This window comes from Pseudescherichia vulneris (assembly GCF_902164725.1).
GTDB lineage: Bacteria > Pseudomonadota > Gammaproteobacteria > Enterobacterales > Enterobacteriaceae > Pseudescherichia > Pseudescherichia vulneris.
Genome location: NZ_LR607338.1, coordinates 4321872 through 4344183, shown reverse-complemented (window position 1 = coordinate 4344183; position 22312 = coordinate 4321872). Strand labels below are relative to the sequence as shown.

21 protein-coding genes are annotated in these 22312 nt (G+C 59.9%); 16 read left to right on the top strand and 5 right to left on the bottom strand.

Annotated features, from left to right (window positions below; translation table 11 throughout):
• Nucleotides 1-99 precede the first annotated feature (99 nt).
• From nsrR to FN633_RS18025, 15 genes are all read left to right on the top strand, one after another.
• Nucleotides 100-525, top strand: coding sequence for a nitric oxide-sensing transcriptional repressor NsrR (gene nsrR, locus FN633_RS18095; protein WP_154058992.1), 426 nt, complete (start codon nt 100-102; stop codon nt 523-525).
• A 38-nt stretch (nt 526-563) separates the two neighbouring features.
• On the top strand, nt 564-3032 hold the full coding sequence (gene rnr, locus FN633_RS18090) for a ribonuclease R (RefSeq protein WP_154058743.1): 2469 nt from the start codon (nt 564-566) through the stop codon (nt 3030-3032).
• Nucleotides 3033-3194: 162 nt separating this feature from the next.
• Nucleotides 3195-4196 (top strand): D-cysteate sulfo-lyase, encoded by a 1002-nt coding sequence (gene cuyA, locus FN633_RS18085; protein ID WP_154058742.1) that lies wholly within the window; start codon nt 3195-3197, stop codon nt 4194-4196.
• Nucleotides 4193-4894, top strand: coding sequence for a cysteate racemase (cuyB, locus tag FN633_RS18080; RefSeq protein WP_154058741.1), 702 nt, complete (start codon nt 4193-4195; stop codon nt 4892-4894). The genes cuyA and cuyB overlap by 4 nt, the downstream gene beginning before the upstream one ends.
• Nucleotides 4895-4923: 29 nt before the next feature.
• Entirely contained in the window at nt 4924-5931 is a 1008-nt protein-coding gene (locus FN633_RS18075) for a taurine ABC transporter substrate-binding protein (RefSeq protein ID WP_154058740.1), read from the top strand.
• The gene (locus FN633_RS18070; RefSeq protein ID WP_042388529.1) at nt 5928-6698 is read left to right on the top strand and encodes an ABC transporter permease; all 771 of its coding nucleotides are present in this window, start codon (nt 5928-5930) and stop codon (nt 6696-6698) included. Before FN633_RS18075 ends, FN633_RS18070 begins: the two co-directional genes overlap by 4 nt.
• Nucleotides 6698-7474, top strand: coding sequence for an ABC transporter ATP-binding protein (locus FN633_RS18065; protein ID WP_042388528.1), 777 nt, complete (start codon nt 6698-6700; stop codon nt 7472-7474). Before FN633_RS18070 ends, FN633_RS18065 begins: the two co-directional genes overlap by 1 nt.
• A 60-nt stretch (nt 7475-7534) precedes the next feature.
• Complete coding sequence (locus FN633_RS18060; protein ID WP_154058739.1) at nt 7535-8779, top strand: M20 family metallopeptidase; 1245 nt, start codon at nt 7535-7537, stop codon at nt 8777-8779.
• Entirely contained in the window at nt 8776-10338 is a 1563-nt protein-coding gene (locus FN633_RS18055; protein ID WP_154058738.1) for an ABC transporter substrate-binding protein, read from the top strand. The genes FN633_RS18060 and FN633_RS18055 overlap by 4 nt, the downstream gene beginning before the upstream one ends.
• Nucleotides 10339-10353: 15 nt before the next feature.
• Nucleotides 10354-11313 carry an ABC transporter permease gene (locus tag FN633_RS18050; protein WP_154058737.1) on the top strand — a complete coding sequence of 320 codons (960 nt, stop codon included), beginning with the start codon at nt 10354-10356 and terminating at the stop codon, nt 11311-11313.
• On the top strand, nt 11310-12161 hold the full coding sequence (locus FN633_RS18045; RefSeq protein WP_154058736.1) for an ABC transporter permease: 852 nt from the start codon (nt 11310-11312) through the stop codon (nt 12159-12161). Before FN633_RS18050 ends, FN633_RS18045 begins: the two co-directional genes overlap by 4 nt.
• Nucleotides 12154-13149 carry an ABC transporter ATP-binding protein gene (locus tag FN633_RS18040; RefSeq protein WP_154058735.1) on the top strand — a complete coding sequence of 332 codons (996 nt, stop codon included), beginning with the start codon at nt 12154-12156 and terminating at the stop codon, nt 13147-13149. The genes FN633_RS18045 and FN633_RS18040 overlap by 8 nt, the downstream gene beginning before the upstream one ends.
• Nucleotides 13146-13952, top strand: coding sequence for an ABC transporter ATP-binding protein (locus FN633_RS18035; RefSeq protein WP_154058734.1), 807 nt, complete (start codon nt 13146-13148; stop codon nt 13950-13952). Before FN633_RS18040 ends, FN633_RS18035 begins: the two co-directional genes overlap by 4 nt.
• Nucleotides 13953-14037: 85 nt before the next feature.
• Nucleotides 14038-14760 carry a 23S rRNA (guanosine(2251)-2'-O)-methyltransferase RlmB gene (rlmB, locus tag FN633_RS18030; protein WP_172462275.1) on the top strand — a complete coding sequence of 241 codons (723 nt, stop codon included), beginning with the start codon at nt 14038-14040 and terminating at the stop codon, nt 14758-14760.
• 113 nt (nt 14761-14873) lie between these two features.
• The gene (locus FN633_RS18025; RefSeq protein ID WP_154058733.1) at nt 14874-16508 is read left to right on the top strand and encodes an isovaleryl-CoA dehydrogenase; all 1635 of its coding nucleotides are present in this window, start codon (nt 14874-14876) and stop codon (nt 16506-16508) included.
• Here the strand turns inward: FN633_RS18025 and FN633_RS18020 are convergent.
• From FN633_RS18020 to bsmA, 3 genes are all read right to left on the bottom strand, one after another.
• Entirely contained in the window at nt 16505-18430 is a 1926-nt protein-coding gene (locus tag FN633_RS18020) for a methyl-accepting chemotaxis protein (RefSeq protein ID WP_154058732.1), read from the bottom strand. The genes FN633_RS18025 and FN633_RS18020 overlap by 4 nt on opposite strands.
• A gap of 189 nt (nt 18431-18619) precedes the next feature.
• On the bottom strand, nt 18620-18895 hold the full coding sequence (yjfN, locus tag FN633_RS18015) for a DUF1471 family protease activator YjfN (protein WP_154058731.1): 276 nt from the start codon (nt 18893-18895) through the stop codon (nt 18620-18622).
• A gap of 106 nt (nt 18896-19001) precedes the next feature.
• Nucleotides 19002-19304, bottom strand: coding sequence for a biofilm peroxide resistance protein BsmA (gene bsmA, locus FN633_RS18010; protein ID WP_154058730.1), 303 nt, complete (start codon nt 19302-19304; stop codon nt 19002-19004).
• Nucleotides 19305-19530: 226 nt separating this feature from the next.
• Here bsmA and yjfP point away from each other — a divergent pair, with 226 nt between their 5' ends.
• Nucleotides 19531-20268, top strand: coding sequence for an esterase (gene yjfP, locus FN633_RS18005; protein WP_154058729.1), 738 nt, complete (start codon nt 19531-19533; stop codon nt 20266-20268).
• On the opposite strand, the gene ulaR is transcribed toward yjfP, so the two are convergent.
• Together ulaR and ulaG are read right to left on the bottom strand one after the other, a co-directional pair.
• Entirely contained in the window at nt 20265-21023 is a 759-nt protein-coding gene (ulaR, locus tag FN633_RS18000; protein ID WP_154058728.1) for an HTH-type transcriptional regulator UlaR, read from the bottom strand. The genes yjfP and ulaR overlap by 4 nt on opposite strands.
• A gap of 106 nt (nt 21024-21129) precedes the next feature.
• Nucleotides 21130-22194, bottom strand: a complete 1065-nt coding sequence (gene ulaG / locus FN633_RS17995) for an L-ascorbate 6-phosphate lactonase (protein WP_154058727.1) — start codon at nt 22192-22194, stop codon at nt 21130-21132.
• Nucleotides 22195-22312: the final 118 nt, after the last annotated feature.

The window sequence follows — 22312 nt, the reverse complement described above, 5'->3', positions numbered from 1 at the left end:
AGCTTAAATAAATTAGTCGCTAACTATGTGGCTGGTTTATCATCAATAGTGTTAATACCAACTGGTATCCCGCGTTTTTCCCTTTATCCTGAGGTTGATGTGCAGTTAACGAGTTTCACCGATTACGGATTGCGTGCCCTGATCTATATGGCGTCGCTACCGGAAGGGCGAATGACTAATATTTCTGAAGTGACGACGGTGTACGGGGTTTCCCGCAACCACATGGTCAAAATAATCAACCAGCTGAGCCGGGCGGGGTACGTCGCGGCTGTTCGAGGGAAAAACGGCGGCATTCGCCTGGGCAGGCCTGCTAATACCATTCGCATTGGTGACGTCGTGCGTGAGCTGGAACCGCTCACGCTGGTGAACTGTAGCAGCGCATTTTGCCATATTACCCCTGCCTGCCGTTTGAAGCAGGCACTCTCCAAGGCCGTGAACAGTTTTCTGATGGAACTTGATCACTACACGCTGGCCGATTTGGTTGAAGAGAATCAACCGCTGTATAAATTATTAATGGTGGAGTAAGAGAACGCTCTGCCAGAGCTGACAACGGAGGAACCGCTATGTCACATGATCCTTTCCAGGAGCGCGAAGCTGAGAAGTACGCGAACCCTATTCCTAGCCGCGAGTTCATTCTCGATCACTTATCAAAACGCGAAAAACCGGCTAACCGCGAAGAACTGGCGCAGGAACTCAATATTGAAGGCGAAGAGCAGCTAGAAGGGCTGCGCCGCCGCCTGCGCGCCATGGAGCGTGACGGGCAGCTGGTCTTTACCCGCCGCCAGTGTTACGCCCTGCCGGAACGCCTTGACCTGCTCAAGGGGATAGTTATTGGCCACCGCGACGGCTACGGCTTCCTGCGCGTCGAAGGCCGCAAAGACGATCTTTATCTCTCCAGCGAGCAGATGAAAACCTGCATTCACGGCGATCAGGTGCTGGCCCAGCCGCTTGGCGCAGATCGTAAAGGCCGTCGTGAAGCGCGTATCGTGCGCGTGCTGGTCCCGAAAACCGGCCAGATTGTCGGGCGCTACTTTACCGACGCGGGCGTAGGCTTTGTGGTGCCGGATGACAGCCGCATGAGCTTCGACATCCTTATCCCGCCGGAAGAGATTATGGGCGCGCGGATGGGCTTCGTGGTGGTGGTTGAACTTACCCAGCGCCCAACGCGACGCACCAAAGCCATTGGTAAAATTGTTGAGGTCCTTGGCGATAACATGGGCACCAGCATGGCGGTTGATATGGCCCTGCGCACCCATGAGATCCCCTACATCTGGCCATCTGCCGTTGAGCAGGAAGTCAGCGGCCTGAAAGAAGAGGTTCCGGAGTCAGCGAAAGCCGGGCGGGTCGATCTGCGTAACCTGCCGCTGGTCACTATCGACGGTGAAGACGCCCGTGACTTTGACGATGCAGTCTACTGCGAGAAAAAACGCGGCGGCGGCTGGCGTCTGTGGGTAGCCATTGCCGACGTAAGCTACTACGTTCGTCCGGGCACCGCCCTGGATGACGAAGCACGCAGCCGGGGTACCTCGGTCTACTTCCCGTCGCAGGTCGTACCGATGCTGCCGGAAGTGCTCTCCAACGGCCTCTGCTCCCTCAACCCGCAGGTTGACCGTCTCTGTATGGTCTGCGAGATGACCATCTCCACCAAGGGACGTCTGACCGGCTACAAATTCTACGAAGCGGTGATGAGCTCCCATGCACGTCTGACCTATAACAAGGTATGGCATATGCTGGAGGGAGACCAGGAGCTGCGTGAGCAGTACGCGCCGCTGGTGAAACACATTGAAGAGCTGCATACCCTCTACAAAACGTTGAGCCAGGCGCGGGAAGAGCGCGGCGGTATTTCGTTTGAGAGCGAAGAGGCGAAGTTTATCTTCAACGCCGAGCGCCGCATTGAGCGTATTGAGCTGACCGAGCGCAACGACGCCCATAAGCTGATTGAAGAGTGCATGATCCTCGCCAACATCTCTGCCGCCCGCTTTGTTGAGAAGGCCGAGGAGCCAGCACTGTTCCGTATTCACGACCGTCCAACCACCGAAGCCATCACCTCGTTCCGCTCGGTATTGGCCGAACTGGGTCTGGAGCTGCCTGGCGGTAACAAGCCGGAGCCGCGAGACTACGCTGCGCTGCTGGAGTCCATCGCCGATCGTCCTGACCATGAGATGCTGCAGACCATGCTGCTGCGCTCCATGAAGCAGGCGATCTACGATCCGGAAAACCGGGGCCACTTTGGCCTTGCGCTGCAATCCTATGCCCACTTTACCTCGCCGATCCGCCGCTACCCGGACCTCTCTCTGCACCGCGCCATTAAGTACCTGGTCGCCAAAGAGCAGGGGCTTGAGGGTAACAGCACCCCGTCGGGCGGCTGGCACTATCCGATGGAAGCGGTATTACAGCTGGGTCAGCACTGCTCGATGGCCGAACGCCGTGCCGACGAAGCAACCCGCGACGTTGCCGACTGGCTGAAGTGCGACTTCATGCAGGATCACGTGGGCAGCAACTTCCAGGGCGTGATCGCCAGCGTTACCGGCTTCGGCTTCTTCGTGCGCCTTAACGAGCTGTTTATCGACGGTCTGGTTCACGTCTCCTCGCTGGATAACGACTACTACCGTTTCGACCAGGTGGGTCAGCGACTGATTGGCGAATCCAGCGGGCAGACCTACCGGCTGGGCGATCGCGTTGAAGTACGCGTCGAAGCGGTAAACATGGACGATCGCAAGATCGACTTTGCGCTGATCTCCAGCGAGCGTGCTCCGCGCAACGTCGGCAAGACCGAACGTGAGCGTGCTAAAAAAGGCGCGCCGGGTAAACCCAGCGGCCGTCGTCGCCAGGTCGGTAAAAAAGGTAACTTTGAGCCGGACAGCGAGTTCCGCCGCGAGAAGGGCAAAGGTAAAGGAAAAGCGACCGACGGCGCACAGCCGAAGGTGAAGAAAGAGAAAGCGCCGTCGGCAAAAGCGCCTTCTGCGAAAACGCAAAAAATTGCCGCCGCCACCAAAGCAAAGCGCGCGGCAAAAAAGAAAACCGCTGAGTAACCTTATTAATCCCCTTTATGCGTAAAGGGGATTTTTTATTTCTGCCGTTAGCTAATTTCTGGCAATCGATATTTTTTATTTGTCCTTAGCCTAAAAGCCCGCCTGTGTATAGTAGCTGCATAATTGTTAAATATCTGATGCGTTAATTCGCAAGGAGCTATTATGCATCTGGCACGTTTCCCCCGCCTCTCTCTGGGCCATTTTCCGACGCCGCTTGAGCCTTTAGAGAATATCTCCGCGCTGCTGGGCGGGCCGAAAATATGGATTAAACGCGACGATGCAACCGGCCTTGCGACCGGCGGAAATAAGACCCGTAAGCTTGAGTTTCTGCTGGCGGATGCACAGCAGCAGAACGCTGACGTGATTATTACTCAGGGTGCTACCCAGTCTAACCATGTACGCCAGACCATCGCCGGCGCGGCGAAGCTGGGTCTGCCAGCGAAAGTGCTGCTGGAGAAGCGGGTCACCGACTTCGGTGAGGATTATCAGCGCTCCGGCAACGTGCTGCTGGATGAGCTGCTCGGCGGTGAGATCGTCGCCCATCTGCCGGGTGGCACCGACATGCAGCAGGCCATGGAGAGCTATGCCAGCGAACTGCGCGATAAAGGCCATCGCCCCTACGTGATCCCCGGCGGCGGCTCTAACCCCATCGGGGCGCTGGGCTACGTTGCCTGCGCCGAAGAGCTTCTCTATCAATCCTCCCAGTTGCGCCTGCGTATCGACCATGTGGTCCACGCCACCGGCAGCACGGGCACCCAGGCCGGACTGGTAGCGGGTTTCCACGCCACCCATAGCCACGTTCCGGTGCTCGGCATTAGCGTGCGTGCGCCAAAGGTGAAGCAGGAGGAGAACGTCTGGAATCTGGCCTCCCGCACGCTTGAGCTGCTGAATGTGCCGGGCGAGCTGCCGCGCAATGCCGTCGTGGCTAACAGCGACTACGTTGGCGAAGGCTACGGGCTGCCGACCGAAGGCATGCTAGAGGCGTTGCGCCTGCTGGCGCGTCACGAGGGTATTCTGCTGGATCCGGTCTACTCTGGCAAAGGCTTTGCCGGGCTAGTGGATCTGATCCGCAAGGGCCACTTCCGCAAGGATGAAAACGTGGTGTTTATCCACACCGGCGGCGCCGCCGGGCTATTTGGTTATCGGCAGGTGCTGGAAGGATGAAACCGTTTTTGTTAGGCGTTCTCGGCGGCATGGGGCCGCTGGCGACGGTGGATTTTATGGCGAAGCTGCTGGCCGCCACGCCTGCGACCCGCGATCAGCAGCAGATCCCGGTCGTCGCCTGGAACGTTCCCCAGATTGCCGATCGGCAGAAGGCGCTGGCCGGGCTTGGCCCGTCGCCGCTGCCGCAGCTGCTGAACGGCATCGAAAAGCTCAACGCCGCCGGGGCAAGCCATATTGCCATTCCCTGCAATACGGCCCATCACTGGTATGACGCCCTGAGCCGCGCCAGTGACGCGCCGATCCTGCATATCGTTGAGGCGACCCTTGAGCGTGTTGCCGAGCGTGCGCCGACGTGCGTCGGGGTCATCGCGACTCACGGCACGCTGGCGGCGGGCTGGTTTCAACAGGGGCTGGAACGCCTTAACCTTATCCCAGTTCTGCCTACTGAGCAGGAGCTGGAGAGCTGGTTTATTCCCGGCTGCTACGCGGTAAAGCGCGGTGCGCTGCGCGAGGGCGGCGAGCTGCTCTCTCTTCAGGCCCAGGCGCTGGTTGAGCGGGGCGCGGAAACGCTCATTCTTGCCTGCACCGAAGTGCCGGTGGCGCTGGACGCCATTGACTCCCCCTTTCTTGCCCACGCCATCGATCCTGCCCAGGCGCTGGCGGAGCGATGTTCGGCCCTCTGGCAGAAATATCGTTAATCTTTTCACTCTCTAACAGGATAAATAAAATGAAAAAAAGTCTCTGCTTATTACTGGCAGCGGGTAGCTTATGGACAAATATGACCTGGGCCGCCTCACCACAAGAAGTGCGTGTCGCCTACAGCGGCGGTTCACAGGTATTAATGCTGGCGAAAGCCGACGGCTCGCTGGATAAAGCGTTAAACAGCAAAGTGAAATGGGTGCAGTTTGCCTCCGGCGCGGATGCGCTGAGCTATTTCGCCAGCAACGCCATCGATATTGCTAATTTTGGATCCAGCCCGGCCACCGCCGGCGTCGTGCGTAAATTACCGGTAGAGATTATTGGCGTCTCCGGAGTGATTGCCAGCTACGAGCGCTTAATTGGCAAAGACGGCATTAATAACATTAAGGATATCGAAGGGAAACGCGTGGCCTACCCGCCTAACTCCACCGCACAGTACGCGCTGGAGGCGGCGATCAGCGTCAATAAGCTCGACCGTAGCAAAATTACCCTGCTGCCGCTGCGTCCGGCCGAGATGGTCGCCGCGTGGAAGCGGGGCGATATTGACGCAGGCTACGTCTGGGCCCCCTTTGCCCAGGAGCTGGAGTCTTCCGGCGGTCATCAGGTTTTTGCCACCAAGGATCTGCAGAAAGATGGCTACCTGATCTACAACAACTACGTAGTGCGTAAGGCCTTCGCCAAGCAGTATCCGGAAACCGTCAGCGCCTTCCTGCGCGTACATCAGGAGAAGGTCGACGAGTTCAAGAAGGATCCTGAGCGGGCTGCCGCCATTGTGGCAAAAGAGGTGGGCGCCCCGGTAACGACCGCGGCTAACACCCTCGGCGGCCTGGAGTATCCGACCCTGGCCGAGCAGGGCACCGCCGCCTGGTTGGGCAATGGCACTCAGACTACCGACAGCGGTATCGGCAAGGCGCTGAGCAAAACCTCCAGCTTCCTCGCTGGCATCGGTGAGATCCGCAAGCGTGATATTCCCGCCAACTGGGATCAGGCCATCAACTCCGAATATATTCGTAAAGCGGCGGTAGCTACGCAATGAGATTGAGTCAGCACATCGCCATCAGCGTTGCATCGGTGGCGATCTTTTTTGTGATTTGGCAGGTGGCGGCTACTCGGCAGTGGGTGGATCCGCTTCTGCTGCCGTCGTTAACCGATATCGGGTTAACCACGGAAGAGCTGCTGGCAGACGGCTACCGTCAGGTGCCGCTTTGGGAGCACGTCATGGTGAGCCTGGCGAGGGCGCTGAGCGCCTTTACCGTGGCGATTGTGGTTGGTATCCCGCTCGGACTGCTGATGGGCCTCTCCAACGGCCTGTCGGCGGTGTTGAACCCCTTCGTTCAGTTTCTGCGTCCGCTGCCGAAGATTGCTCTGATCCCGCTGGCGGTGGTGTGGCTGGGCATCGGCGAAGCATCAAAGTTCTTTCTGATCTTTATCGCTACCTTCCTGAGCGTGGTAGTGGGGGCCAGCGCGGCGGTTGAGCGCATCGGCCGGTCACGCATTCGCGTCGCCCAGACGCTGGGCGCCACCAGGGGGCAGATTTTTCTGCGCGTGGTGCTGCCGGATGCGCTCCCGGATCTGTTCACTACCGTCAGGCTCTCCATTGGCATCGGCTGGACCTCGCTTATCGCGGCGGAGATGGTGGCTGCCAGCTCGGGCCTCGGCTGGATGGTGATCAACGCCAGCTCCTACCTGCGTACCGACATTGTGATGCTGGGCATTCTGCTGCTCGGCGGAATTGGCTATCTGCTGGATCTTCTTCTTTTGGGCCTGCAACGCCTGTTTGTGCCGTGGGCGGGGAAAGAATAATGGCTGTACAGATTGCGCTGGAGAACGTCTCTCTCCAATTTGCGGCGAAACCGCACCCTTTTACCGTGCTGGAAGATATCTCCCTCTCCCTACAGAAGGGTGAGTTTGTGGTGTTGCTGGGGCCGTCGGGCTGCGGCAAATCCACCATCCTCAACCTGGTGGCGGGCTTTAACCAGCCCGACAGCGGGCGCGTGCTGTGCGGCGGAGAACCGGTGCGCCAGCCCGGCCCATCGCGGGGAATGATCTTCCAGCAGCCGAACCTGTTTCCGTGGCTGTCGGTACTGGACAACGTCACCTTTGGCCCACGCCTGGGCAAGCATAACCGCGACAAGGTCAACGCCCAGGCGCGAGAGTGGCTAACGCGGGTTGGGCTGAGGGGCTTCGAGAACCACGCTCCCTGGCAGCTCTCTGGCGGCATGAAGCAGCGCGTGGCGCTGGCTCGCGCCTGGCTGCCCGGCCCCGAGGTGCTGCTGCTCGATGAGCCGTTTGGTGCGCTTGACGCCCAGACGCGCCTAATGATGCAGGAGCTGCTGCGCAACGCCTGGCTAGCAACCGAGACCACGCTGCTCTTCGTTACCCACGACGTGGAGGAGGCGCTGTTCCTCGCCGACCGCATTCTGATCATGTCGGCCAAACCGGGAAAAATCGTTGAAGAGCTGACCCTGCCGTTTGGCCGCGAGCGCGATATCGAAAACCTGGCGGCGCACCCGCTGTATAGCGAGATTAAGCAGCACGTTCTGCACCGCGTCCGCCAGGAGGCAAAGCGCCATTTTTAGTGGATCCGTGGTTCCCGGTGTCGGGAATGAATCGACTGTCATCAACATAAGGTGGAAGCAATGAGCATTAGCGAATTAAAAGCCCGGCTGGAACAGAGTATTCACCAACACCGCGACGAATATATTGCGATCTCGAAAGATATTCATGCCCATCCGGAGACTGGGAATAACGAGTACTACGCCAACGGCCTGCTGACGACGCTGCTGGCGAAAAACGGCTTCGAGGTAACTTCGAACGTGGCCGGACACGAAACGGCATTCTATGCGGTGAAAGAGAGCGGCAAACCGGGGCCGACCATCGCCTATCTGGCGGAGTACGATGCCCTGATCGATATCGGCCACGCCTGCGGGCATAACATCATTGGCGTGACCAGCATCGCGGCGGCGATCGCCCTGAGCGAGACCCTGGCCCAGACCGGCGGCAGGGTGGTGGTGCTCGGCACTCCGGCGGAAGAGGGCGGCCTGCGCGGCAAGGGCGGGCCAAACGGCAACGTCAAGGCGCGCTTCGTTGAGCACGGTTTTCTGAAAGACGTGGACGTGGCGATGATGGTGCACCCCGGCGGCAAAACGCAGCTGACCGGGCCATTCTTAGCGAACAACCACCTCTATTTCCACTTCTACGGTAAGCCCTCCCACGCGGGGAGCTCGCCGCATAAAGGCGTCAACGCCCTCGACGCGCTGGTGCTGCTCTATAACGGTATCAGCGTGCTGCGCCAGCAGCTGCCGGACGGCGTACGCGTGCACGGCATCATCACCAACGGCGGCCAGGCCCCGAACGTGATCCCAGAGTATGCCTCCGCGCACTACTACATTCGGGCGGAAACGCGTGAGGCGGTGGAAGCCCTGGAGCCGCGTATCCGTGCCATTGCCGAGGGCGTCGCCATCGCCACCGGCACCACGGTAAAAATTGAGCACCAGGTTGGCCCGCGTGACTTCAATATCAACCAGACGCTGAACAACCTCTTCCTTGAGGAGTTTACTGCCGTGGGTGAACAGGTCGATCTGCGTCAGAAAGAGGGCAAAGGCTCCACCGACGTGGGGGATATCAGCCACGCCGTGCCGACCGCGCATCCGTCGATCAAGATTGGTCCGGACGATCTGATTGGCCACACCGTCGCCTTCCGCGAAGCCGCTAACTCCGAGCAAGGCTACGACGCGCTGGTGACTGGTGCGGTGGTGCTGGCTAACGCGGGCCTGCGCCTGCTGACCGAGCCAGCGCTGTTGCAGGAGGCGAAAGACGAATTTGCCGGGCGCAAAACCAGCCCACACGCCGACAGAACCCTGACCGGAGCCGCTGCTGAATGAAAAATGTGTTCTCTGCCGCCGCACTGTTGCTGGCGGCCTCTTTACCCTGGGGAAGCGCGCTGGCTGAAACCGTGAACCGCAACGCCACGCTGAATATCGCCTATGGCAACCGGCCCGGTACGCTGGATCCTTACTTAACCACTAACAACGCTACCTCAGATGTGGATCGCCACATCTTTGAAGAGCTGTTTACCATCAACGATAAGTTTGAGCCGGTGCCGGATCTGGTGGCGTCCTATACCCTGAGCGACGATCGCAAAACCTACACCTTTGTGCTGCGGGACGGCGTACGTTTCCACGACGGGCAGCCGCTGACGGCGGACGACGTGGTCGCCTCGATGAGTCGCTGGCTGGCGGTTTCCACTCAGGGGAAAGCTAACCTCCCCGGCGCGGTCTTCAGCAAGGTTGATGATAAGACCGTGCGCCTGACGCTTCCCGAGCCGTCGCTGATTACGCTCAACGTGCTGGCCGACGTGAAGAACATTGCAGCAATCATGCCTAAACGCCTGATTGACGCGGCGAACAGCAGTAAAAAACCGGTCAGCGAGCTGATTGGCACCGGGCCGTATAAGCTGGCGGAGTTTAAGCAGGGCGAGTACCTGCACCTGACCCGCTACGACGGCTACGCCGCCCGCAGCGAGCCAGCCAGTGGCCTCTCCGGCCAGAAGCAGGCCAACGTGAAGGATATCTGGTTCCGCTACATTACCGATGAGTCAACCCGGCTGGCGGGGGCGATGACCGGCGAGTACGACATCGTCTTCAACCTGCCGAAAGACAATATCGATGCCTTGACCAGCGCGCCGGATCTTACTCTGGCCCAGCCGGAGAGCGGTGGGTCGCTGATCACCTACCTCTTCAACAAGCAGCAGGGACCCTTTGCCAACGTCAAGCTGCGCCAGGCGTTTAACCTTGCCCTCGACGTTCACCAGACGCTGCTGGCAGGCTACAGCGATCCGCGTTTTTTCAAAGAGGATCCCTCTCTGGGCTTCCCTAATCAGGTCGACTGGTACAGCGAGGCGGGCAAGCCGTTCTGGAACCAGCATAAGCTCGACGAGGCCCGCCAGCTGGTGAAGGCGTCCGGCTATAACGGCGAAGAGGTGGTGATCATCGCCACCAAAGAGTATGCCGAGCTCTATAACCTCGCGATTGTCGCCCAGCAGGTGCTGAAGCAGATCGGCGTTAAGTCGCGCCTCGACGTCTACGACTGGCCCACCGTGCTGCAGCGCCGCCAGGATCCGAAAAACTTCGATCTCTGCGCGCTGGAGTTCTCGATGCGTCAGGTGCTGCACCAGTATCCGTTCCTCGACTCGCGGGCCAAGTTCCCGGGGCTGAGCAACAGCCCGGAGATTGACGGCGTGCTGGATGCGATCAAGCAGGCCCCGTCGCTGAAAGAGGCCAGGCCGCTGGTGGACAAGCTCAACGTGCTGAGCTGGCAGTATCTGCCGGTGATTGTGCTGGGCCACACTACGCCGGAGCCGATTGCCATCAAGAAAAACGTGAAGGGGTACCGCGACCTGATTGGTCCGGTGCTGTGGAACGTGACCGTCAGCCAGCCCTGAGGGGAGTGACAGCCTATGAAGTGGTTTCTGTTTCACCGGATCATGGCGCTGCTGCCGGTGCTGTTTGTCGTCTCGCTGGTGGTCTTCTGCCTGGTGCATCTCGCGCCGGGCGATCCGGTGATGGTGATCCTCGGCAACGACGCCAGCCCGCAGGATATCGCTGCCCTGCGCCAGCAGATGGGACTCGACAGGCCGCTGCTGATGCAGTTTGTTCGCTGGTTCGGCGCGGTACTCTCCGGCGATCTGGGCCACTCGCTGTTTCTTAACGCCAGCGTCAGCGAGCTGTTTTTGCAGCATCTGGCTCCGACGCTGGCCCTGGCGCTCTATGCTCAGGCGATTGCGCTGGTGCTTGGGCTGGCGAGCGGAGTCATCAGCGCCTGGCAGCACGGGCGCTTTGCCGATCGGGCGATCCGCGCCCTGGCGACCTTTGGCATGTCGGTGCCGGGCTTTCTGCTCGGCCTGTTTCTGATCTTCTTTTTCGCCGTGCAGCTGCGCTGGTTCCCGGTCGTGGGCTACCGCTCCACCAATGACGACTGGCTGCAAAACGTCTGGTATCTGACGTTGCCCGCCATCGCGCTGGGGTTTCGCATCGCGGCGCTGATCTCCCGCATGACCCGCGCCGTGATGCTCGACGTGTTGCAGGAGAACTTCATCAACACCGCCCGGGCGAAAGGGGTGCCGGAGCGCACGGTGCTGCTGCGCCATACCCTGAAGAACGCCCTGATCCCGGTCCTGACCATCTGCGGAGAGTCCTTCGCCTCGCTGGTGACCGGGACCATCGTTATTGAGAGCGTGTTTGGTATTCCCGGCGTTGGCTCGCTGATCGTCGACTCCATCGAGCGGCGTGACTTCACCGTGATCCAGGGCGTCGTGCTGCTGATCACCGTCTGCTACGTGCTGATTAACCTGGCGGTGGACGTGCTGAGCTACGTGGTCGATCCGCGCCTGTCCGTTGAGGGAGGGGAGCGCTCATGAAGGATCACAAGCTGCTGCTGTGGTGCGGCGTGTTGGCCGCCATTGTGCTGCTCTCGTTCTGCGGCAGCCTGTTTAGTCCGTGGGATGCCTACAGCATCGATCCGCTGAGCCGCCTGAAGGCACCTAGCGCCGCCCACTGGTTCGGCACGGATAACTTTGGTCGGGATCTCTTTGTGCGCGTGGCGCTGGCGGTGCGGGTCTCGCTGAGCGTTGGTGCGGCGGTGGCGCTGATTGCTGGAGCGGTTGGCATGGTCATCGGCCTGCTGTGCGCCTGGTATCGGCCGCTGGACCGCATCCTGATGCGCGTCTGCGACGGCCTGTTTGCCTTTCCGTCGCTGCTGCTGGCGATTGCCATCGTTGGCGTGCTCGGCCCCAACGTAGCGAACGTGGTGCTGGCCCTGTCGCTGGTCTATGTCCCCTCTATCGCCCGCGTTATCCGCGGCGCGGCGATGGTGGTGAAAGAGAAAAACTTTATCGAAGCGCTGCGCGCTCAGGGGGCGACCTCAGGACGGATCGTCTGGCTGCATCTGCTGCCCAACGTCATCTCCCCGCTGATTGTGCAGGTAACGTGGGTCTTTTCGGTAGCCATTCTGACCGAGGCGGCGCTGAGCTTTCTCGGCTCTGGCGTGCCTGCCCCTACGCCGAGCCTCGGCAACCTGCTGCTGGAGGGCAAAGCGGTAATCTTCACGGCCTGGTGGATGACCTTCTTCCCTGGCATCGCTATCGTGCTGCTGATTCTGGCCCTGAATATTGTCGGTGACGATCTACGCGACAGCGCCGAGCCAGGCCTCAGGCCGCTGCCCAGGCGCGTGCTGCGCCTGCTGAAAAAGGGAGAACAGCATGGTTAATCCACCGCCACTGCTTAGCGTGAATAATCTGCGGGTCAACTTTGCCACGCCGCAGGGCGTCGTCTCCCCGGTGCGCGGGGTCTCCTTTACGCTTCATCAGCAGGAGACGCTGGGCATTATCGGCGAGTCCGGCTGCGGTAAAAGCGTAACTGCTCAGGCGCTGATGGGCCTGCTCTCTTCGCGCACCAGCCGCACCGACGGCGAGGTGACCCTCAACGGCGCGCGGCTGGATACGCTCTCTACAAGAGCGAAGCGCCAGCGCTGCGGGCGCGATATGGCGATGATCTTTCAGGATCCGCTCTCTAGCCTGAACCCGGTCTTTACCATTGGTTTTCAGATCGACGAGAGCTTGAAGCTGCATACGTCGCTGGATCGTTCCACACGGCGGGAGAGAATCCTTAGCCTGCTGACACAGGTGGGGATCGCCGATCCGGCACGCTGCGCGAATGCCTATCCTCATGAGCTCTCCGGCGGCATGCGTCAGCGGGTGATGATCGCTATTGCTATCGCCAGCGCTCCTTCGCTGCTGATTGCCGATGAGCCGACCACCGCTCTCGACGCCACGATCCAGGCGCAAATTCTACGCCTGCTGGAGGAGATCAAGCGGCAGTCGGCGATGGGGATCGTCATTATCACCCACGATCTCAGCGTGGTGGCGCAGCTGTGCCAGCGGGTGGTGGTGCTCTACGCCGGGCAGGTGGTGGAGGAGTGCGACGTCAGCACGCTGTTCCATCGCCCGCGTCACCCCTATACCCAGGCGCTGCTGGCCGCGCGGCCATCGCAGGATCGCGCCCCGAAAACCCGGCTGGCAGAGATCCGCGGCAGCGTGCCGCCCCTTAACGCCCTGCCGGTGGGCTGCACCTTTGGCGATCGCTGCCCGCTGGCGACGGAAACCTGCCGCAGCCAGCCGCCAGCGCTGCGCGCTATCGACAGCCGCACACACCAGGTGCGCTGCTGGCGGGCCGAAGAGACGGGAGTCAATGTATGAGCCAACCCCTGTTAACCGTAGAGCATCTGTCGAAAACTTTTTCCCGCCGCGGGCATACCGTCCACGCGGTGCAGGATGTGAGCTTTACCCTCAACGCCGGCGAGACCTACGCCCTGGTGGGCGAGTCCGGCAGCGGTAAGAGCACTACCGGCCGCTCGATTCTGGGCTTGACCCCGGCTTCCGGCGGGCGGGTAGAGTTTGCCGGGCATTCGCTGCGCGATCTTAACCCCCGCCAGTGGCGGGAGATGCGGCGATCGATCCAGATGATTTTTCAGGATCCGCTCTCGACGCTGGATCCTAAACGCACGGTGGGTTACTCCATTGAGGAGCCGCTGATTATTCACGGCGAAAAGGATGCGGCGCTGCGCAAAAAGGCGGTTGCCGCTATGCTGACGCAGGTAGGGCTAGGGACGCACGACGCCGGGCGCTATCCCCACGAGTTTTCCGGCGGCCAGCGCCAGCGCATCGGCATTGCCCGGGCGCTGATCCTGCGGCCAAAGCTGATTATCTGCGACGAGCCGGTATCGGCCCTGGACGTCTCTATCCAGTCGCAAATCCTCAACCTGCTGATGGATCTGCAACGGGAGTATGGCCTGGCCTACCTGTTTATCTTCCACGATCTTAACGTTGTGCGCCATATTGCCGATCGGGTGGGGGTGATGTATCAGGGACGCATCGTGGAGGAGGGGCCGTGTCTGGATCTCTTCGCCCGTCCGCAGCACGAGTACACGCGCTATCTGCTGGACGCCATTCTGCCCGCCCATCCGCCGGAAAAGCATGCGCTGGTGAAGGTCAGGGCGTAACGGGAAGGGACGTTGGGGGGCGTCGTGGGTTATAATGGGGCGGAAAGACCCTTTTAACCTCGATCGAGTACCCTTCATGAGTGAAATGATTTATGGCATCCACGCGGTGCAGGCACTGCTGGAACGCGCCCCGGAGCGCTTTCAGGACGTTTATATTCTGAAAGGACGTGAAGATAAACGTCTGATGTCGCTGATCCATGCTCTGGAAGCCCAGGGTGTGACTATCCAGGTGGCGAGCCGCCAGTTTATGGATGAAAAAAGCGAAGGCGCGGTGCACCAGGGGATCATTGCACGGGTGAAACCGGGACGTCAGTATCAGGAGAACGATCTGCCGGATCTGATCGCCAGCCTCGATCGGCCCTTTTTCCTGATCCTCGACGGCGTAACCGATCCGCATAACCTCGGGGCCTGCCTGCGCAGCGCCGACGCCGCTGGCGTCCATGCGGTGATCGTCCCGAAAGATCGCTCGGCCCAGCTTAACGCTACCGCGAAAAAAGTGGCTAGCGGCGCAGCAGAGAACGTGCCGCTGATCCGCGTGACCAACCTGGCGCGCACCATGCGTCTGCTGCAGGAAGAGAACATCTGGATCGTCGGCACCGCGGGCGAAGCGGATCACACCCTGTTCCAGAGCAAAATGACCGGCCCGATGGCGCTGGTGATGGGCGCAGAGGGCGAAGGCATGCGTCGCTTGACCCGCGAGCACTGCGACGAGCTGATCAGCATCCCGATGGCGGGCAGCGTCTCCTCCCTGAACGTCTCCGTTGCGACGGGCATCTGCCTGTTTGAAGCGGTTCGCCAGCGCGGCTAAGCTTCACCGTTGACCTAACCACCCTACGGGGTGGTTTTTTGTGACCCCTGCTGCGGCCGAAAAATTCTCCCTGTGCATACTGAATGGCAACGCCATTGAACAGGGGAGAGAGTATGCGCTGGCAAACCCACACCGTTTTCAATCAACCCATTCCGCTCAACAACAGCAACCTTTTTCTTTCTGATGCCTCGCTACGCGACGCCGTTGCCCGTGAGGGCGCTGGCTGGGACGCCGAGCTGCTGGCCAGCATCGGGCAGCAGCTCGGCACAGCGGAGTCGCTGGAGCTGGGCCGGCTGGCGAACGCCAATCCGCCGGAGCTGCTGCGCTACGATCCCACCGGTGAGCGCCTCGACGACGTGCGCTTTCATCCCGCGTGGCATCTGCTGATGCAGGGGCTGTGCGCCAACCGCGTTCACAACCTCGCCTGGGAAGAGGAGGCCCGCGCCGGCGCCTTTGTCGCCCGCGCGGCGCGCTTTGTCCTCCACGCCCAGGTGGAAGCGGGCACCCTCTGCCCGGTCACCATGACCTTTGCCGCCACGCCGCTGCTCCAGCAGGCGCTGCCCGCGACGTTTCAGGACTGGCACAAACCGCTGCTCAGCGATCGCTATGACGCCCATCTGGCCCCCGGCGGGCAGAAGCGCGGGGTGCTGATCGGCATGGGGATGACGGAGAAGCAGGGCGGCTCGGATGTGCTCAGCAACACCACCCGGGCAGAGCCGCTGGAACGTAAAGGCAGCGGCGAGGCCTATCGGCTGGTGGGTCACAAGTGGTTTTTCTCCGTACCGCAGAGCGATGCTCACCTGGTGCTGGCTCAGGCAAAAGGCGGGCTCTCCTGCTTCTTTGTCCCGCGCTTTCTGCCTGACGGTACGCGCAACGCCCTGCGCCTTGAGCGCCTGAAAGATAAGCTCGGCAACCGCTCCAACGCCAGCAGCGAGGTGGAGTTTTTAGACGCCACCGGCTGGCTGCTGGGGGAAGAGGGGGACGGCGTCCGGCAGATCCTCAAGATGGGCGGCCTGACGCGCCTCGACTGCGCCCTGGGTAGCCACGGCCTGATGCGCCGGGCCTTCTCCGTTGCGCTCTACCATGCCCATCAGCGGCAGGCGTTTGGTAAGCACCTGGTCGATCAGCCTCTGATGCGCGACGTGCTCTCTCGTATGGCGCTGCAGCTAGAGGGGCAGACGGCGTTTCTTTTCCGCCTGGCGCGAGCGTGGGAGAGCCGGGAGAGCGTGCAGGAGACGCTGTGGGCGCGCCTGTTTACGCCGGTGGCGAAGTACGCGGTGTGCAAGGCGGGGATCCCCTTTGTCGCCGAGGCGATGGAGGTGCTCGGCGGTACGGGCTACTGTGAGGATAACGAGCTGCCGCGCCTCTACCGAGAGATGCCGGTTAACAGCATCTGGGAGGGGTCGGGCAATATCATGTGTCTGGACGTGATGCGGGTGCTCGGCAAGCAGCCCGGCGTGATGGAGCTCCTGAGCGACACCTTTGGTGAGGTGAAAGGCCAGGATCGCCACTTCGATCGTGCATGGCGACGGCTGCAGCAGCGGCTGCATCGCCCGCAGGAGGCGCAGGCCCGGGAGATTACCCAGCAGCTCTACCTGCTGGCCGCCGGGGCGCAGATGCTGCGTTACGCCTCACCGCCTGTCGCCCAGGCGTGGTGCCAAACTATGCTGGATACCCGTGGCAACGTGCTGCTTAGCGCTCAGGTGCAAAATGACCTGCTGCTGCGCGCCACGGGTGGGGTAGGTTAGAGGCGGAACAGGCTAACCAACTGCTTCAGGTGCGCGCCTTTTTCCCGTAGGGTCTGGGCCGTCTCTTCGCTGCGGGAAACGCGTTCGGCGTTGACGTGCGTCGCATCGCCAATGTGGGTCATCGCCAGGTTTACCTGGTTAATCCCTGCCGACTGCTCGCGGGAGGCGTGGTTAATCTCCGTCACCAGCTGGTTGATATTGTCCATGTGGTCGATGATCGACGTCATGGCCTGACGCGTCTGCTCAGAGAGCGTGTGTCCTTCGGTAACCTTTTGCAGCGTATCGGCAATCAACGACTCAATCTCTTTTACGGCGTTGGCGCTGCGGGCCGCAAGGGCGCGAACCTCCTGGGCCACCACCGCAAAGCCTTTCCCATGCTCCCCGGCGCGGGCGGCCTCAACCGCAGCATTAAGGGCGAGAATATTAGTCTGGAAGGCAATAGATTCAATCACCTGAGTGATATCCGCAATACGCTGTGAGGCGCTGCGGATATCGCTCATGGTCGCTACCGCCCGGCCTACCGTCTGCCCGCCGCTCTGCACCGCCTGTGAGGTTTCGTTCACCAGATGCTGCGTCTGCTCCATGCTGGCCGCGTTTTGCTGCACGGTGGCGGCAAGCTGCTCCATGCTGGCAGAGGTCTCCTCCACGCTGCTCGCCTGCTTGTTGATCTGATCGCTGATTTCGCTGCTGTCCGCCGCCAGCGTGTTGGTGGCGAAGTGGATATCACCCGCCGCCTCGCGAACCTGATGCACCATGTTCTGCAGGCCGTTGCCGATACCGTTAATAGCGTGGATCAGCTGACCTACCTCATCCTGACGCGTAGAGCTGAGGGAGGCGCGCAGATCCCCGGAGGCGTAGGTCTGGGCAAGGGCGGTGACCTCGCGCAGCGGGCGGGTCAGCCAGCGGCGAGTAATGATCACAAACAGCGCGGCAAAGAGCAGGGAGATCAGCACGCCGGCAATCAGAAACTGGTTGCGCAGACGGGTCACATCCTGCAGCAGCACGGCCTTATCGACTTCGCCGACGATCGTCCAGTTCCAGCCCGGCAGGGCGGTCCAGGAGACCAGCAGGGTGCGGCCATCCTGAGTTTTACGCTCCAGCGTGCCGGAGGCCAGGCTCAACAGCTGCTGTTCAGCGTCCTCGCCCCACTGCGGACGCTGTCCCTCTTCACTGGCGTGGAACAGCCAGGTGCCGTAGTTTTTACCGGCGCTGCGGTTCAGAACGAAGAAATGCCCGCTCTCGCCCAGGCGGCGCTGGAGGATCTTGTCACGCATGATGTCCCAGGAGCGAGTGATATCCACGCCAACGAACAGGATGGCAATGGTTTTACCGCTGGCATCCTTCATCGGTTGATACTGGGTGATATAGCGCTTGCCAAACAGCAGGGCGAGTCCGCGATAGATATCACCGCGCAGAACGGGAGCCAGCGCCGGGCTGGTGCTGTCGAGCTGGGTGCCGATAGCGCGTTCGCCGTCTTCTTTGCGCAGGGAGGTTGCGACGCGCACAAAGCTATCGCCGTTGCGCACGAACAGGGTCGCAATCGAGCCGGTGCGCTGGAAGAAGTCGTCCGGTATGTCGTTATTTTCGTGCAGCTCCGTCTCGCCGCCTTTTAGCAGGGGAACGGTGAGGCCGTTGATGGTGCGGGTTTGCGTTGTGTCGAGAGAGACCGGCTGGGGAATAAAGGTGCTGAACTGACGGGTATAGCGCTCGACTTCGTCACTGAGGCTGCTGCTAAACATTTCAACCATATCGGCCACGCCGGTAGCCTGGTTGTGCAGATCTTCAGTCGCCAGCGCTTCAAGCTGCTGGCTTGCCTTGTGGCTCATCAGAGAGGTAAACAGCAGAAAAAGTGCCGCGACGCTGATGCCCGTCAGCAACGAAAGCTTTGTGCCTAAACCAGCACGTCGAATAAGAGCGTTCATAGAGTGTCCGTTGCCCGAGAAGTGTGGCTCGTTCAACGGCAGTTACGCGCTAATATTTAGCGGATCTGTGTAACAAGATGTTACTAAAATGTATTGGCACACTTACAATATGGTAATTAAAAAGCAACAAAATGAGTAGCCACTGTTTTTAGGGGGGCTTAGCTCGGAATGTGATCAAGCCGAACGAGCTTAGGCGTAGAGGATCGCCTGCGCCTGCCAGCTATTGGCGCTCTGTACCTCATCCATTTTGATAATGCGGTACCAGGAAGCCCCCTGTTCGTCGGCTTTCAGGGCAATGGCACGCTCTACGTCCTGTACGCTGCCGGAGACGTTGCTCACGGAAATAAGGCCAATCTCATTCAAACCAGTCACACAATCGGCGCTGGCAAACTCTGCAGACTGCGCGGTGGTGCTCACCAAACCGACGGAAATCAGCAGCGACGTTAAAGCAAGAGATCGTTTCATAAATCCGCTCCTTTTACCTATTCCTGACCGACCCTGAATGATTGTAAGCGGGAAAAAGTCTACGGACGCAAAGCAGTGTAAATATCCTTTAAAAAACAATGCGCCATTACTGACGATACAAAATGGCCTGTCCATATCGCTGGCCGGGGACGACCGTTTCATCATCCAAAAGAATGACATAGTAGTCCGCCTTCATGGCCGCCGCTTTGGCTTTGATTTCCGACTCGACATCCATCGGCGATCCACGCACCATCACGCTAATGGTTTCTATCTTTTGCAGACCCGCTGTCTGGTTGCGGCTAATCTCCTGCGGCTGGTCGCTCACCGGCGGGGCAGGATGCGGCGTACTTTGCAGCATGCTACAACTGCTGAGGCTCAGCGCTAAAAAAAGTGGTGTGAGTCGATGCATAGCGTTTTCTCGTTTCCCGTTAGCCCTGTCCCGTTAGCCATAGTGTAGTGCTTCCTTTAATAACCTTATGGAGAATGTTCCCATTTTGTTAGCTCTCACGCTATTTTCCGCTGTAAATAATGCGAAAGCGTAATGTACTTCTCACTGTTTTCTTGTACGCGCAGCGGCAGCCGCTTGCGAAGAGCAGGGGGACGTGGCATACCAAGGGCTTTATCAGGAGATCGCCATGATTGAACTTGAAACACGCCAGCTGGCAGGCATTGAGATCCTGCACGCGGCACCCACCGGAAAACGCGCCGTACCGCTGCCTACCGTGCTCTTTTATCACGGCTTTTGTTCATCGAAGCTGGTCTACAGCTACTTCGCCGTTGCGCTGGCGCAGGCAGGTTTTCGCGTTGTGATGCCCGATGCGCGCGATCACGGCGCACGCTTTAACGGTGACGAGCAGGCGCGGCTGGGGCAGTTTTGGCAGATCCTGCAGAGCAACTTTCATGAGTTTCCGGCGCTGCGGGATGCGCTGATGCATGAAGGCTGGGTTGCCGAGGGGCGTCTTGCGGTGGGCGGCGCGTCAATGGGAGGCATGACGGCGCTTGGCCTGATGTCGCAGCACCCGGAATTGGTGTGCGTCGCCAGCCTGATGGGCTCCGGCTACTTTACCTCGCTTGCCCGAACGCTGTTCCCGCCGCAGGCAGAGACGGCTGCCGAGCTTCACGACATTATCGCCCCGCTGGCTGCATGGGACGTGGCGGGTCACCTGACACAGCTTGCTTCCCGCCCGCTGCTGCTGTGGCATGGTGAAGACGATGACGTCGTCCCGGCGGCTGAATCGCACCGCTTACACAAGGCGCTACAGGATGCAGGCCTGGATCGGCATCTTACCTGCCGCTGGGAGGCGGGCGTTCGTCATCGGATCACCCCGGCGGCGCTGGAAGCGGCGGTAGGCTTCTTTAAGGCGCATCTTTAGACGCGCATCACCTTAACGCCCTGTGCCTCAAGCTGCTTAACAATCTCCGGGCTGGCCTGCTTGCCGGTGATCACAATATCGATCTGGTCAGCGCGGCTAAAGAGCATCCCGGCGCGCTCGCCGACCTTGCTGCTGTCTACTAGCACCACCAGCTTGCCTACCACGTTAAGCATCTTCTGCTCGGCCATCGCCGTCAGCATGTCAGTTTTATAGAGGCCGTCGGCGGTCAGGCCGATGCCGCTAGTAAACATCCAGTGCCCGGCATAGAGGCTGTTTTCGCTGCCCTGTGGGCTCAGGGTGATGGACTGGCTCTTGTTGTACTGCCCGCCCATGATCACCACGCTCTCGTGCTCCTGATCGATCAGGTAGTTAGCCAGCGGCAGATAGTTAGTGATGATCTGCACCGGCCTGCCGCACATTTCACGTCCCAGCAAAAAGGCCGTAGAGCCGCAGTTGATCACTACGCTTTCGCCCGCGTTCACCAGCAGCGCAGCGGCTTTAGCGATACGCATCTTCTCATCGAGATGCTGCGCCTGATGGATGTTCATTGGCGACCAGCGCGGTCGCTGCTGGCTAATGATGGCCTCTGCACCGTTGCGGACCTTTTTCAGCCTGCCGCTCTCATCAAGCTTGTTAATGTCGCGACGCGCCGTGGCGGGGGAGACGCCAAGCCGGTCGATGACCTGCTCTACGGTCACAAACCCGGTCTGCGCCAGCTGTTCAAGTAAAATTTGGTGTCGTTGCGCTTCCGTCATGAGCTATGCCGATTAAACATGATTTTTTACGATTTTATTTGAAATAGTCGTGAATTACTAAGCCTACAGGTAAAAAGTGCCGGACTTAGCCGGCACGCTCTGCGCTTTACAGGAAGGATTTAAACGGCAGGTCAGGCTCGCAGGTAAAGCAGTCATCAAACCCGCGTGGGAAATGGAATTCCAGATTGTCCTTGTCCAGCGGCCAGGTAAACTTGCCGCCCGGCTGCCAGATAAAGGGCTTAAAGCCATACTTCAGGCGATCTTTTTTCATCTCCCACAGCACGCGGATCTCCTGTGGATCGGCCTGGAAGTTTGACCAGATATCGTGATGGAACGGAATAACCACCTTGGTGTTCAGCGCCTCTGCCATGCGCAGGATATCGGCGCTGGTCATCTTATCGGTAATGCCGCGCGGGTTCTCACCGTAGGATCCCAGCGCGACGTCTATCTGATGCTCGTTGCCGTGCTTCGCATAGTAGTTGGAGTAGTGGGAGTCACCGCTGTGGTACAGGGAGCCGCCGGGCGTTTTGAACAGATAGTTTACGGCGCGCAGATCCATCCCATCCGGCAGCACGCCTGCGGCTTTCTGATCCGCCGGCAGGGTGATTAGCGCCGTACGGTCGAAGGCATCCAGGGCGTGGATCTCGATATCCTTCACCTTCACCACATCCCCCGGTTTCACCACGATGCAGCGCTCCCGCGGCACGCCCCAGCCGACCCACAGATCGACGCAGGTTTGCGGCCCGATAAAGGGCACGTTGCTGGTGCAGTTCTGCATCACGGCGGCGGCAACGTTAACGTCGATATGATCGTTGTGATCGTGGGTAGCCAGCACGGCGTCGATCTCACGGATAGCAAAAGGATCGAGCACAAACGGCGTGGTGCGTAGGTTAGGCTGAAGCTTCTTCACGCCCGCCATGCGCTGCATCTGATGGCCGTTTTTCATCAGCGGATTACCATGGCTCTGCTTACCCGTACCGCACCAGAGATCGACGCAGACGTTGGTGCTGCCTTCTGATTTGAGCCAGATCCCGGTGCAGCCCAGCCACCACATAGCGAAGGTGCCGGGAGCGACGCGCTCCTGTTCAATCTCTTCATTCAGCCAGCTTCCCCACTCTGGAAAGGTGCTCAAGATCCAGGATTCACGGGTAATGGTCTCCACTTTACTCATCGCACTGCTCCTTACAGGTAGTCAATATAAATCATTTAGTGATTACTTTTGATTTATGCTGTCACCGTTTTATCAGCAATGCAACGGGAAAATGCGTCTTTAAAAATGCGTAAGCAAA